Source organism: Nocardioides sp. (assembly GCA_037045645.1).
In the GTDB taxonomy this organism is placed as follows: domain Bacteria; phylum Actinomycetota; class Actinomycetes; order Propionibacteriales; family Nocardioidaceae; genus Nocardioides.
The window spans coordinates 2,204,083-2,216,751 of sequence record JBAOIH010000001.1 but is presented as its reverse complement, the minus strand read 5'-3'; the positions used below and the strand labels follow the sequence as shown (position 1 = coordinate 2,216,751).

The window sequence follows — 12,669 nt, the reverse complement described above, 5'->3', positions numbered from 1 at the left end:
GTCTGACGTAGTCCGGAAACGGCTCCTGTGTGATTCCAGAGGTCACAGGTTCAAAGCCTGCCCCCGCTACCAATCTGGCCCAGGATTCAGCGCGAATCCCGGGCCAGAAAGCATTTGATCTTGATCGACCCTCCAAGAACCCTCCTTTGTGGAGGCTCGTCGAACCCGCCCCAGCCACCGTTCGCCAGGGCGTGGGCGAAGCGCTGAGAGTGGGCCATGACGAACCCACTCACCACCCCTGAATCGCATTCGCTTCCGATGGCTGGCGTCGCGCTCACCGTCGACGACGCCGAACACATCGCCGCGGCCGTCGAGGCCGAACTCGCACCGGGCACTCAGGCCATGTACGCCGGCTCCTGGCGAGTCTGGGAACGCTGGTGCCAGGGGAGAAGCATCGCCCCACTGCCTGCCCCGCCCGAAGCTTCTCGCGGCATTCCTTGCCGAGCGCGCCACTACCGGACTGACCTTCGGCACCCTCGACGCCTACTGCTCCGGCATCGCCCACCGCCACCACCAAGAAGGACTCGCCGACCCGACCGCGGACTTCCTCGTACGACGCGTGCGTTGCGGACTGCGCTGGATCATGGGTGTCGCGCCACGTCGCCAGGCCCACCCGCTCACGGTTGTCGAGCTTGGCCAGGTCGTCGACGCGATCGACCTTGACAACTTCACCGGGGTCCGCGACCGCGCCATCCTCCTCGTCGGCTACGCCGCTGCCATGCGGCCAGGCGAGATCTCGGCCCTCGACGTCGACGACATCGTGCGAAAGCCGACCGGAGCCTTGATCCGAATCCGACGCTCCAAGACCGACCAAGACGCGCGCGGCCAACTCATCGGCATCGCTCGCGGCGAGCACGCCGGCACGGACCTGATCAGAGCACTCGACGCGTGGCTCAAGGTCCGACCACGCGAGGCGGGCCCCCTGTTCACGCGATCAATGGAGCCTGGATCGACCGCATCGCAGCGCAGACCCGCCACCGCGACCTCGGGACCCTGCTCAACCAATACATCCGACCGGCCGAAGCGATGAGGACCACCACCAGCCGAGACCTCGGGCTAGGAGCTGAGTCCTCCACGATTCGGGGGGAAACACAATGACGTTGGCGGCTCTGGTCGGCTGAGTTTGGCGTCGCCAGTTAGGCAGCGATGACGTTCTTGTCGCTGGTGGCCCAACTGGTTGGTGATCTCGGGCAGGGGAGCGCCAGCGTCGTCGAGTCAAGAGGCGACCGTGCGGCGGAATGTGTGCGTGCCACTGGACTCTGGCGAGGGTAGGCACCCGCTCGGACCGCCCCTTGACAGCCGGGGGTGCGGGCCATAGCGTGGCTATTAATATAGAGTTTATAATAAACTTAAGCGGAAATCGGAGATCTGCCATGTCACGCAACCAGGAACTCTACGAAGAGGCGTCCCAGCTGCTCGTGGGCGGGGCGTCGGCCGGCCAGCGCTACAACGCGGCGCTCGGTTATCCCCTTTATCTGGAGCGGGCCGACGGAAGCCGGCTCTGGGACGTCGACGGCAATGAGTACATCGACTTCCACGGCGGCTCGGGCGCGGCGCTCTTCGGGCACAACCACCCGCGGATCAAACAGGCGCTGGTGGGTGCCATCGACCGCGGCTTCTTCATGAACTACGACTCCGAGGACACCCTCGAGCTGGCCAAGCTGACCCGCGAGATCTTCCCGAGCTGCGAGAAGATCCGGCTCGCCAACACCGGCTCTGAGGCCACCCAAGCCGCCCTCCGGATCGCCCGCGGCCACACCGGCCGCAACCTGGTGCTGCGCTTCGAGGGGCACTTCCACGGAATGCACGAGAACATCTGGTTCAACCACAACATGGTCGCCCAGGCTGATGCGCACGGCGAGGTCAAGACCACCCCCGACTCCGCCGGCTTCCCCGTCGAGGCGGCGGACAATGTCATCAACGTCATCTTCAACGACGTCGACGCGCTCGAGTTCGCCGTGAAGAAGTACGCCGGCCAGATCGCCGCGGTGATCCTGGAGCCGATCAGCTACAACTGCGGCTGCCTGGAGGCACGGGAGCACTTCCTGGCTGCGGTGCGCGAGATCTGCACCCGCGAGGGGATCGTGCTGATCTTCGACGAGGTGATCTGCGGCCTCCGGATGAGCCCGGGCAGTGCCCAAGTCCGGTTCGGCGTACTCCCTGATCTGACCACTGCCGCCAAGGCCATCGGAGGCGGCCTGCCGATTGCGCTGGTGGGTGGCAAGGCCGAAATCTTGGACAACCTCAACCCGCTCGGCAAGGTCTCGATGAGCGGCACCTACACCGGGTCGCTGCTGCCGGTCGTGGCGGCCGTCGAGTGCATGAGGATGTCGCTGGAACCCGGCTTCTACGAGCACTTCGACGCTCTGGGCGAGCGGCTGTTCAGGGGGATCGATGAGCTCTTGGCCCAGCACAAGCTGCCCGGCCATGTCCGCGGCCTCGGCGCCCGTTGGGCGATCTATTTCGGAGTGGAGGATCCCGAGGACGACTTCGACTTCCGCCGGGTGGCCGCCGAGTTCGACCGGGCGATGGACAAGAGGTTCGTCACCGCCGCGTCGGCGGCAGGGCTCTGGTTCCATGACACCTCGACGTCGATCACGCCCGCCCACCGGGCCTTGTTGACCGCTCACACCATGGCCGACATGGATGAGACCCTGGACAAGATGGACTCCATTTTCGCCACCCTGGGCTAGGGGCGACCAATGCACACCATCCTGGGCATCGACGCCGGCGGGACCTTCACCGACAGCGTGATCATCGATGCCGAGACGAAGCAGGTCCTCCATAAGGCCAAGACCCTCACCAGCCGGAAGAACCTGAAGAAGTGCCTCAACCGAACCTTCGCGGAGCTGCCCCCCACCTGGTGCCGACGATCATGCTGGTCAACCTGTCGACCACGCTGGCCACCAACGCCATCGTGGAGGGCCGCGGCTGCAAGGAGGGGCTGATCCTGATCGGCGCCAAGCCAGCTGGCAAGGTGCTCACCCCGCGTCATGCCCTGGTCAAGGGCAAGCACGACATCAAGGGTAGGTTGATCGAGCAACTCGACCTGACCCAGGTCCACGAGGTGGTGGAGTCCTTTCGCGACAAGGTCGACGCGATGGCCGTCTCGGGCTATGCCAGCATCCGGAGCCCCGAGCATGAGCTTCTGGTGCGCGCCGCGATCGAGGACCTGCTCGACGTCCCCGTCGTCTGCGCCCACGAACTGAGCAGCCAGCTCGGGTTCCACGACCGCACGGTCACAGCCGTGCTCAACGCCCGCCTCATCCCGCTGGTGTGGGAGCTGATGGACTCGGTGCGGGCGGCCATGGCGCGGCATCAGGTGACCGCACCGCTGATGATGGTGCGCGGCGACGGCACCCTGATGGCCGACACGCAGGCCTACAACAGGCCGATCGAGACGATCCTGTCCGGCCCCGCTGCCAGCGCGATCGGGGCGGTGCACCTGTCGGGTCGCCCGGACTGCTTCGTGATGGACATCGGCGGCACCACCACCGACGTCGCGCACGTGTCGGAGGGCCGGCTTGTGATTCGCTCCGAGGGCGCCAAGGTCGGCGGTTGGTCTACCCATGTCCGTGCGGGGGAGGTCTTCACCGTCGGTCTGGGGGGCGACAGTCGCATCTATGTCGACAGTGAGGACCGGCTGCGGATCGGGCCGGAGCGGTCGATCAGCTATTCCGTGGCTGCGGCGCGCGATCCGGAGCTGGTCGAGGAGCTGGAGCAAATCTGGGCGGATCGGGACAGGCTGCGGTTGCGGCGCACCCACGAGGCCTTCGCCCTGGTGAAGAAACACAAGCGGCTGAGCTACACCGGTGATGAGAGCATCATGATCGAAGTGCTTCGCCATCAGCCGCGGACCCTGCACTATCTGGAGCAGACCATCGCCTTGCCGGGGCTGCGCTCGATCCTGACCACCTTGATCCAGGATGGCGTGGTCCAGCGGATCTCGCTCACGCCCACCGACATCTGGCACGTCAACGGTCAATACTCGCCGTGGGATCCGCAGGCGGCCGACCTGGCCCTGCGGATCGCCGCCGACCAGCGCGGGCAGACCCCCGAGGAACTCATCGCTCAGGTGCAGCACACGCTGCGCCGGCAGCTCGACACGGCCGCCATCCGGGCGGCCGTCTACATCGACCGCCAGGACCTGGACTTCCACGAGGGCGGCGCGGCCGACTATTTCCTCAATCGCCTGTGCCTGGAGCCCGACTCCCGGTCCATGCGCGCCTCCTACCGGCTGCTGAAGCCGGTCGTGGCGATCGGAGCCCCGGCGGCGACCTGGCTCACCGGAGTCGGCGTCACGTCATTGTGCGAGCCGGAGGTCCCGGAGCACGCCGAGGTCGCCAACGCCCTCGGGGCCGCGGTCGCCCAGGCCGTCGAGAACCTGGAGATCCTGATCCGGCAGGACACCGTCACCGGCCACTTCCTCGTCTTCTCACCCATGGGCCGGCTCAGCCTGCCCACCCTGGAGGCGGCGACGGCGGCCGCCAAAGCCTCGGGCGACGACTTCGTCGCGCACTGGGCGCGAGGCCGCGCCCATCAGGTCGAGTCCCGGGTCGAGGACTTCGAGATCGCCAGTTTGAGCCGGGACCGGAAGCTCCTCGTGGAACGGGTGGTCCATGTGTCGGCCCACCTGCATCGCTGACCGGCCGCGGCAGGCGATAAGCGGGTATTGACAAGGTATCTTCCATGAAGTTACGTTTTATTAACTTAAAAGTCTAATAAGAACTATTGAGTGATTGAGTCCTCGGTTAAGGAGACCCTGATGTCCCAGGAGTTCCGGGAGTACGTGGCGAGCTTGATCCCTGTCGGTTTCCCGGACGGTCGAGATCTGGTCGCAGAAGGCCGCGAGATGGCCCGGGACATCCCCTGGAACCGGAACCGGTTCTTGGAGGAGACCGGCTTCGACAGCCACCTGGCATACCGCAAGGACAATCTGAGGAAAGGCAAGCAGACCTATCAACTCCTTATGGGGCTGTCGACGTTGGAGGAGGAACTCGACGGCATCCGCAAGGTCGACGAGTTCGCCAAGCGGACCGGCTTCGAGGTGCGCTCGGTGCAGTCGATTCCCAGCCAGCTCGTGGGCCTGCAGCCCGAATACTGGGCGGGCGCTCCCAAGCCCACGTCCTACATGATGGAGAGCGAGCCCGACTGGATCGCCCACTCCGGGGCCGCGCCGGTCGACATCTGCTGGCAGGACTGGCACCTGGCCAGCCCCAACAACCTCGAGTTGACCAAGTACGCCCTCAGGGCGGGTACGTCGCGGCTCGGCTGCTTCTCCACCTTCGTCTGGGAGTACCCCGGCTATCACGACGAGCGGGAGCGCTTCTCGGACATGTGCCGGTCGATGGGGATTCTGGCGGCGAAGCGGGACGAGGGCCTGGACTGCATCACCTATCCCGAGGACGGGCTCCCGGGCTTCTTCATGGATGTGGCGTCCTTCGTCGGCTACGAGATGGTCGAGCACTACATCATCGAGGACCTGTGTGGCGCACGCATGGCGCTCAGTTATGGCGGACTGCTGTCGGAGATCCTGCCGCGGATGGCCTTCGCGCTGGCGATGGAGAAGCTCTACGGCACTGAGGACCATCCCTTCCTCACCTATTACAACGGCTCCACCAACGAGCAGTGGGACCACGACATCGAGGCCAACTATGGACTGGCCGCCTCGGAGATGCTGATCCAGTCGGTCATCAACTTGAAGTACCAGATGCCGGCCATCATCAACCCGGTCTCCATCACCGAGGCCCAGCGGGTGCCGACCCTCGAAGAGCTCTTCAACATCGTCAAGTGCGGTATCGGCGTCGAGCGCAAGGCCAAGGAATGGCTCGAGATCATCGACTTCACCAAGTTCGAGCAGATGCGCGACCTGCTGATCGAAGAGGGCACCAAGTTCTATGACAACGTGATGGCGGGGCTCGTCGAGGCCGGAGTCGACACCCAGGACCCGCTGCAGATGATCGTCGTGCTCCGGCGCTTCGATCCGGCGTCCTTCGAGCGGGCCTTCCATCCCAGCACCCAGGACGGCGGCGAGTTCACTCCGATCGTGCCGACGGTGCTCGGTCGCGAGACCGTCGAGATGCGCGGCCGGATCGTCGACGACCTCAAAGACAAGGGCTACGGCAACACACTGCGCGGCACCAAGGTGGTTTGCGCATCCGCCGACGGTCATAGTTACGGGCTGCTGCTGGTCGACGAGGTGTGGTCGGCGCTCAACGCCGACGTCATCAACTGCGGTACCAACATGGAGCCGTCGTTCCTACTCGACGCCGCCGACGAGGAAGGCGCCGACGCGATCTGCGTCTCGGTCCACTCCGGCCAGAGCCTCGACTACGCCCGCCAACTGGTGGAGAGCGCCAAGAAGCGCGGCCGGAAGTATCGCATCTGCATGGGCGGGATGCTCAACGCGATGCTGCCCGGCAACACCGAGCCGGTCGAGGTCGCCGACCTTATCAATGAGTTGGGCATCAGCGCCTCCAACGACTTCGAAGAGCAAGTCAACTTCATGAGCACTGCCTGATCCGGGCAGCGCCACAAACCCAGATAGCCCCGAAAAAGTTAGGAAGGTATCCACAGATGAAGACCCTTGACGTCATCGACGTCTCCACCGACGAACTGGTGGGACAGGTCCCCTTCTATGACAGCGCTGAGATCGCGCAAATGGTCGAGGTCGCCTTCGCCACGCAGCCTCGGTGGGAGCGTGTGCCCACCTTCGAGCGCGGCCAGATCCTCTATCGGTTCTGCGACCTCATTGATGAGCGCCGCGAGGACATCGCGCAGTTCATGTCCAAGGAGATGGGCAAGCCGATCCTCCAGTCGCGTGCCGAAACGACCTATGCCGCCGAGATCGGGCGCGCGAACATCGAGGTCGGCAAACACTTGTACGGCGAGGTGCTCTGCGACAGCTCCGAGGGCTATGAGAACCACTCGGTCTTCGTCAAGCGTGAGGCGCTCGGCGTGATCGCCTGCATCATTCCCTTCAACTACCCGGCCGAGCTCACCATGCAGAAGATCGTGCCAGCTCTGCTGATGGGGAACACCTGCATCGTCAAGGCCGACAACCAGGCCGCCAACTGCGTCAAGCTGATCGTCGACCTGGCCCACGAGGCTGGCGTGCCCAAGGAGTGCCTGCAGTTCATCACCGCCAGCAACGAGGACTGTACCGAGAGCCTGCTGACCCATCCCAAGGTTGCATGCATCGCCATGACCGGCAGCACCGCGACCGGCAGCGCGATGATGACGGCCGCAGCGCCCACCATCAAGAACGTCCACCTCGAGCTGGGCGGCAACGACCCACTGATCATCACCGAGGAGGTCGCCTCGGACCCCGAGCAGATGGTCAAGGCCATCGAATGCCTCGGTTGGGGCCGGATCATCGAGAACAACGGCCAGGTGTGCGCATCCCCGAAGCGGACCATCGTCCACGAGAAGGCCAAGGACGTGTTCGTCCAGTGCCTGATCAAGTTCTGCGAGGGTCTCAAACGCGGCCACGCCACCGATCCCACCGCCGACCTGACCCGGCTTCGCGACGAGGCCTCGGCGATCCGAGTCGAGAAGCAGATCGAGCACACCGTCGCCCAGGGCGGCAAGGTCATCTACGGCGGCAAGCGCGACGGCGCGGCCATGGACGTGACGATCATCGACAACGTCACCAAGGACATGGACATCGCCAAGGACATGGAGGTGTTCGGCCCTGTCGTTCCGATCATCACGTTCAAGGACGACGCAGAAGCGATCGAGATCGCCAACCAGAGCATGTATGGCCTCAGCGCATCGGTCGTGACCAAGGACCTGAAGAAGGCCTACTACTTCACCGAGAACATCGAGTCCTCAGCGGTCTGGGTCAACGGCTCCAGTGCGCTGCGCCACAACGACCAGCCCTTCGGCGGCACCAAGAGCACCGGCATCGGGGTCGAAGGCGGCGGCTATACCTGCGCTGAATTCTCCCGGCTCAAGACCTATGGCTTCTGCGACGTGTCGCCCAAGGAGCGGCTCTATGAGCACGAGGACGGCATGGGCGACTTCCTGGCCTTCGAGCGCTACACCTCAGAGGTCAGGAAACTGGCCGAAGAGCTGATCCAGAGGTAGGCGATCACCCCATGAGTACATCGACTCTCACTGCGGAACAGGCGTACTCGGCGCGGAAGATCCGGATGGCCACCAGCGGAATGAAGATCGCTCTGCTGATGCCCTTGACCGCGATCCTGCAGAACATCTTCAACGTGTCGGTGACCGAGTCGGTCACCAAGTCCCTGGCAGAGGTCGTGCTGCTCAGCATCATCACCTCGATCACGCTTATCGGCCTCGCCGACGTCTTCGCCGGCATCTTCAGCTTCTTGTACAACCTCTCCAAGGGGAAGGGCATCCCCGAGTACAAGCGGACGATGGGTTTGAAGATCTCCTGGATGATGCTGCTGGCCGCGGCCATCGCCGGGCCGATGGCCACCGGTCTATGGATGGCCGCCACGCCATTCGCCGGCCTTACTATGGTCGCGGTCATCACCTCGCTCGGGCCGGTGCTGACGGTCATCGTCAGCCGGTTCGTGCTGAAGGAGAACGTCAGTTCCCGGGTCTACCTTGGCGTCATCATCACCGTGATCGGCGTGGTCATCGCCGGTTGGTCAGAAGGTGAGGGCGGGACAAACTTCTGGCTGGGCGTCGTCCTCGCCCTGATGGCGCCGATCGGGTTCACCCTCGAGGCACAGCTCTCGACGTATGCCGGTGACATCATCGATCCCAACGTCGGCTGCGGCCTCTACCGTTGCTTCGGCTCGGCGGCGGTCGGCCTCACGGCGATGTTCCTGCTGTCGGCCGGCACGGGCAACCTCTCCGAGTTCGGGACCATCCTGGACATCGCGCTCACCACGCCGAAGCTGCTTCTCTTCGTAGCGATCATGGGGCTGCTTGGAGCGATCAACTACAACGCGGCCTACCTCGCGTTCAACCGGACCGGTCCATCCCGCACACTGGCGATCGACAGTTCGCGTCCGGTGTGGAGCATCCCGCTCGGCTATCTCTTCGCTGCGATGGGAGTCGCTGCCTATTCGGTGACGGCCTTCGGCATTATCGGGGCGATCATCGTGGTGGTCGGTCTGCTGCTGGTGATCAGCAAGCCGTCCGAACTTGTCAACCTGCGGAACACGGAATAGGGGACCGGACATGTTGCTGCCTATGAAGTCACGCATCCTGGAATACGCGATCAAGCAGGACCGCGGAATCACGGTCGAAGACGCGATGAGTGTGCTCGAGCCCGACTATGGCAAGGAGCGCATGTTCAACCGGAAGCTCGTCGAGGAGTACTTCGACGCGTTCGTCGGGGTCACCTTCATGAAGGCCTCCGACCTCGCGATGGATGGCGATGATCTGAAGATCACCTATGAGATGACCGACTACGGCCGGTCCCGCGGCAAGTACCTCACGCGCTGAGGGAACGGTCGCTGCACTCAGGAGTCATCCAAGGCCCCGCCCTCCACGGAGTCTCTCCGTGGAGGGCGGGGCCGATCAACGGGGCCGATCAACGGGGCCGATCAACGGGGCCGATCAACGGGGCCGATCAACGGAGCGGAACGAACGATGCCGACCAGGCTGTCGGAGCGCTCATCAAAGATTCAACCGGAACGTGGTCCCAATGCTAGTCTGGATCGGTCCAATTTCACCGGAGACGAGACGATGGCGCGCAGCACGAAGAACAAGCAGACGCTGCGCAGTACCCCCGAAGTCCGACAGCTCAACCGGGAGCGGATCCGGCGGGCGATCCAGCAGCGCGAGACGTTCACCAAGGCCGAGGTATCCCGCTGGACCAGCCTCAGCGTGTCGACCTGCAACACCATCCTCAACGAGATGCTGGCCGACGGCGAAACCCTCCACGTGTCACAGGAGGACAGTTATGTCGGGCGGCCTGCAAGCCGATATCGCTACAACCCCGACCACTTGCACGCTCTGGTCGTCAACGTCACCGCCGAAGGCGGTCGCCCCACTATCTCCTTAGCCGTGGCCAACGCGGTCGGTGAGATCCTGCGACGCGGCGAGCGGCAGCTCGACGAGATCACCTGCTCCACGATCGAGGCGTTCATCGCCGATCAGCTCTCCACCGACAGACTGATCAGTGGCATCGCCCTGGGCATCCCCGGGATCACCCTCGATGGCGTGATCGAGCGGTGCGATGTGCAGTCGCTGGTCGGGATCGACATCGAGGAACGGCTGCGAGAGAAGTTCGGGCTGGCCATCGAGGTCGGTAACGACATGCTCTTCATCGCCACCGGTGTCTATCACACGGTCCCTCATCAGGGTGGCGATCACGCGACCCTGCTCTTCCCCCGGGACAACTGTGTGGGCTGCGGGTTCGTCATCGACGGCAAGCCGCTGCGGGGCCACTCGAAGTCTGCGGGGGAGCTGTTCTATATCGCCGAAGGCTTCGGAGTTACGCAGGCATCCCAGATGGATGCACTGGACGACCCGGCGGCCTTCCGGGAGCTGGCGGCCCGGATGGTCCTGATCACCGCCGGCACGATTGACCCGGAGTTCGTGATGCTGATGGGCAACGGCGTCAACGATGCCGACCTGGTGGCGATCCGGGAGCGCTGCGAGCCGATCCTGTCCACCCGGCACATGCCGAGGCTGCTGGCCGACAACAACGTGGCCGACTTCTATGTCAGTGGCCTGGTCCGGGTGATCCTGGATCAGTTGCAGTTCCAGCTCGTGCCGCGCTGAGGTTCGCGCGCAGCAGCAGCGGCGGCGAAGTCTTCGAACGCCGTGGCCGGACGACCCAACGCGTCCGGGACTCCCGACGAGACATAGTCGAGTTCTCCAGCCCGCATCGCTCGGCCGAAGAAGAGCATCGCGTGGATGCCGGCATCGTCGTACCCGAGATCACGCAGGAAGCGCTGATAGGAGTCCTCGTCAGCGGGGACCGGTGTCACCTCGCGTCCGATGGCCGCTCCGATGATCCGGACGACGTCGGGCACCGTGAGCGAGCGGGGCCCGCTCAGCTCGTAGTGCCGCTCGTGGTGACCCGGCTCGGTGAGCGCCGCAGCGGCGACCGCGGCGATGTCGGCAGCGTCGACGAAGGGGGTCGCGCCGTCGCTGCTGTTGAAGGGAAGCCGCCCGGCTGCGATCCCGTGGGCGAAGGCCGGCGCGGTGTGGAAGTTCTGGGCGAACCACGCGGGGCGCAGGATCGTCCACTCCAGCCCGCTGGCCCTGACCGCGTCTTCGCGCAGGTGTCCGTCGGGCAGGTCGTGGTCGATCCAGTCGCGGGCGGAGAGCAGGACGACGCGCTCCGTGCCGCGACGGGAAGCCAGCCGGAGCAGCTCGCTGAGCCGCTCGACGCCGCCGACACGTTCGTCGGCGACGACATAGGCGGATGTCGAGTCGCTCACGGCGGCTTCCCAGGTGGAGTGATCGTCCCAGTCGAAGCGGATCTCACTGGTCCGTGATGCCCGCCGGACGCTGTGCCCTTGTGTCTGCAGCGTGCTGGAGACCAGGCGTCCGGTGGTTCCGGTCGCGCCCAGCACGGTCACGTTGGTCACGACAGGCCTCGGCTCAACTCTCGGGGTTGGGCACGATCACGTCGCGCACCAGGGCGTCCATGTCGGCGTCAGAGGCGAGGAACTGCCGCAGCGTCCGCAGCGTCGGCGGGAAGGACGCGAACTCGGCCATGCTCATGCCGTCGGGCTCATAGGCTCGCCGGAAATCCTCGATCCGGTTGAGGGAGGCCAGGATCTCCTCGTCGACCGGGATGTCGATCCTGGGGGTCGCGGCAATGCCAGACTCCTGGATCTTCTGCTGCCAGGAGAAGGGCGGCGAGATGACCACGTCGCCGCCGATCAGCTCGCTCCACTGCAGGAGGTTGCGGAAGGCGGCCGAGAGCAGCCGGGCGCGGTAGCCACGCTCCTGGAAGACCTGATAGGCCCGCTTGAAGGCGGCTACACCGGCCCACTCCAGATGGGCCTTCTCGATGTCGATGCCGTCGCGCTCGACGGCGACCTTGAGCCAGTCGTCGAGTCGGCCGACCATGATGGTGACCACGGGACCCATCAATGAGATGTCGAGGCCCTCGGCCTCGCGCCGGCTCAGCCCGCGCTCGACAGCGGCACCCACCTCGAGGGCCTGGGGCACACTGAACGACACCGTCGCGTTGATGCTGACGCCGCGATAGGTGGCCTCCTCCATGGCCGCGATGCCCACCTCGGTGGCCGGGATCTTAACGATCATGTTGGGGGCCAACTTGGCGAACTCCTCGGCCTGGTCGGCCAGGGCGGCGGCGTCGCGGTGGAACCGGGGGTCGGTCTGGATCGACAGCCGGCCGTTGCGGCCCGCGTGCTGCTCGAAGATCGGGTACAGGAGCTCGGCGGCCTCGACCGACATCTGCCGCACGGCGGCCCACCCGATGCCGGCCTCGCCCATCGTCGGGTTGGCGTCGGCGATCTCGCGGATCCGCGGCGTCCAGATGTCCCGCCAGCGGTTGATCGTGGTGTAGGCGATCACCGGGTTGCAGGTGGCGCCCACGGCGCCGAAGCCGATGGACTCCCGCAGTTCCACCAGGTCGGCCGAGTCGTTCCACAGCACTGTCGGGGTATTGCGGACCATGTCGGCCAGAGGGCCAGGGGTCAGATCCATGCCAGCTGCCATCTCGTTCTCCTCTGAAGTCAAATTCTAAGATAGATCGTATGT

Annotated in this window: 10 protein-coding genes; 8 read left to right on the top strand and 2 right to left on the bottom strand. The window is 64.9% G+C overall.

Annotation, left to right across the window (positions count from 1 at the left end; translation table 11 throughout):
• Positions 1-559 precede the first annotated feature (559 nt).
• The 8 genes from V9G04_11010 to V9G04_10975 all read left to right on the top strand — a co-directional run bounded on the left by V9G04_11010 (position 560) and on the right by V9G04_10975 (position 10,710).
• Entirely contained in the window at positions 560-1,030 is a 471-nt protein-coding gene (locus V9G04_11010) for a hypothetical protein (protein ID MEI2713789.1), read from the top strand.
• Positions 1,031-1,373: 343 nt separating this feature from the next.
• Positions 1,374-2,693 carry an aspartate aminotransferase family protein gene (locus V9G04_11005; protein ID MEI2713788.1) on the top strand — a complete coding sequence of 440 codons (1,320 nt, stop codon included), beginning with the start codon at positions 1,374-1,376 and terminating at the stop codon, positions 2,691-2,693.
• Between the two features lie 131 nt (positions 2,694-2,824).
• The gene (locus tag V9G04_11000; protein MEI2713787.1) at positions 2,825-4,645 is read left to right on the top strand and encodes a hydantoinase/oxoprolinase family protein; all 1,821 of its coding nucleotides are present in this window, start codon (positions 2,825-2,827) and stop codon (positions 4,643-4,645) included.
• Between the two features lie 120 nt (positions 4,646-4,765).
• Positions 4,766-6,520 carry a cobalamin-dependent protein gene (locus V9G04_10995; GenBank protein MEI2713786.1) on the top strand — a complete coding sequence of 585 codons (1,755 nt, stop codon included), beginning with the start codon at positions 4,766-4,768 and terminating at the stop codon, positions 6,518-6,520.
• A 56-nt stretch (positions 6,521-6,576) separates the two neighbouring features.
• Positions 6,577-8,088 (top strand): aldehyde dehydrogenase family protein, encoded by a 1,512-nt coding sequence (locus V9G04_10990; GenBank protein ID MEI2713785.1) that lies wholly within the window; start codon positions 6,577-6,579, stop codon positions 8,086-8,088.
• 11 nt (positions 8,089-8,099) lie between these two features.
• Complete coding sequence (locus V9G04_10985) at positions 8,100-9,149, top strand: DMT family transporter (protein ID MEI2713784.1); 1,050 nt, start codon at positions 8,100-8,102, stop codon at positions 9,147-9,149.
• A gap of 22 nt (positions 9,150-9,171) precedes the next feature.
• Entirely contained in the window at positions 9,172-9,426 is a 255-nt protein-coding gene (locus V9G04_10980; protein MEI2713783.1) for a hypothetical protein, read from the top strand.
• A gap of 243 nt (positions 9,427-9,669) precedes the next feature.
• Positions 9,670-10,710, top strand: a complete 1,041-nt coding sequence (locus V9G04_10975) for an ROK family protein (protein ID MEI2713782.1) — start codon at positions 9,670-9,672, stop codon at positions 10,708-10,710.
• Here V9G04_10975 and V9G04_10970 read toward each other — a convergent pair.
• Together V9G04_10970 and V9G04_10965 are read right to left on the bottom strand one after the other, a co-directional pair.
• On the bottom strand, positions 10,680-11,525 hold the full coding sequence (locus V9G04_10970; GenBank protein ID MEI2713781.1) for an NAD(P)H-binding protein: 846 nt from the start codon (positions 11,523-11,525) through the stop codon (positions 10,680-10,682). The genes V9G04_10975 and V9G04_10970 overlap by 31 nt on opposite strands.
• 13 nt (positions 11,526-11,538) lie before the next feature.
• Complete coding sequence (locus V9G04_10965) at positions 11,539-12,627, bottom strand: transaldolase family protein (GenBank protein MEI2713780.1); 1,089 nt, start codon at positions 12,625-12,627, stop codon at positions 11,539-11,541.
• Positions 12,628-12,669: the final 42 nt, after the last annotated feature.

What these genes read in the sequence shown, in the direction of transcription:
- V9G04_10975 (MEI2713782.1), top strand. Translation starts at nt 9,670, where the DNA reads ATGGCGCGCAGCACGAAGAACAAGCAGACGCTGCGCAGTACCCCCGAA.
- V9G04_10990 (MEI2713785.1), top strand. Translation starts at nt 6,577, where the DNA reads ATGAAGACCCTTGACGTCATCGACGTCTCCACCGACGAACTGGTGGGA.
- V9G04_10980 (MEI2713783.1), top strand. Translation starts at nt 9,172, where the DNA reads ATGAAGTCACGCATCCTGGAATACGCGATCAAGCAGGACCGCGGAATC.
- V9G04_10985 (MEI2713784.1), top strand. Translation starts at nt 8,100, where the DNA reads ATGAGTACATCGACTCTCACTGCGGAACAGGCGTACTCGGCGCGGAAG.
- V9G04_10995 (MEI2713786.1), top strand. Translation starts at nt 4,766, where the DNA reads ATGTCCCAGGAGTTCCGGGAGTACGTGGCGAGCTTGATCCCTGTCGGT.
- V9G04_11005 (MEI2713788.1), top strand. Translation starts at nt 1,374, where the DNA reads ATGTCACGCAACCAGGAACTCTACGAAGAGGCGTCCCAGCTGCTCGTG.
- V9G04_10965 (MEI2713780.1), bottom strand. Translation starts at nt 12,627, where the DNA reads ATGGCAGCTGGCATGGATCTGACCCCTGGCCCTCTGGCCGACATGGTC.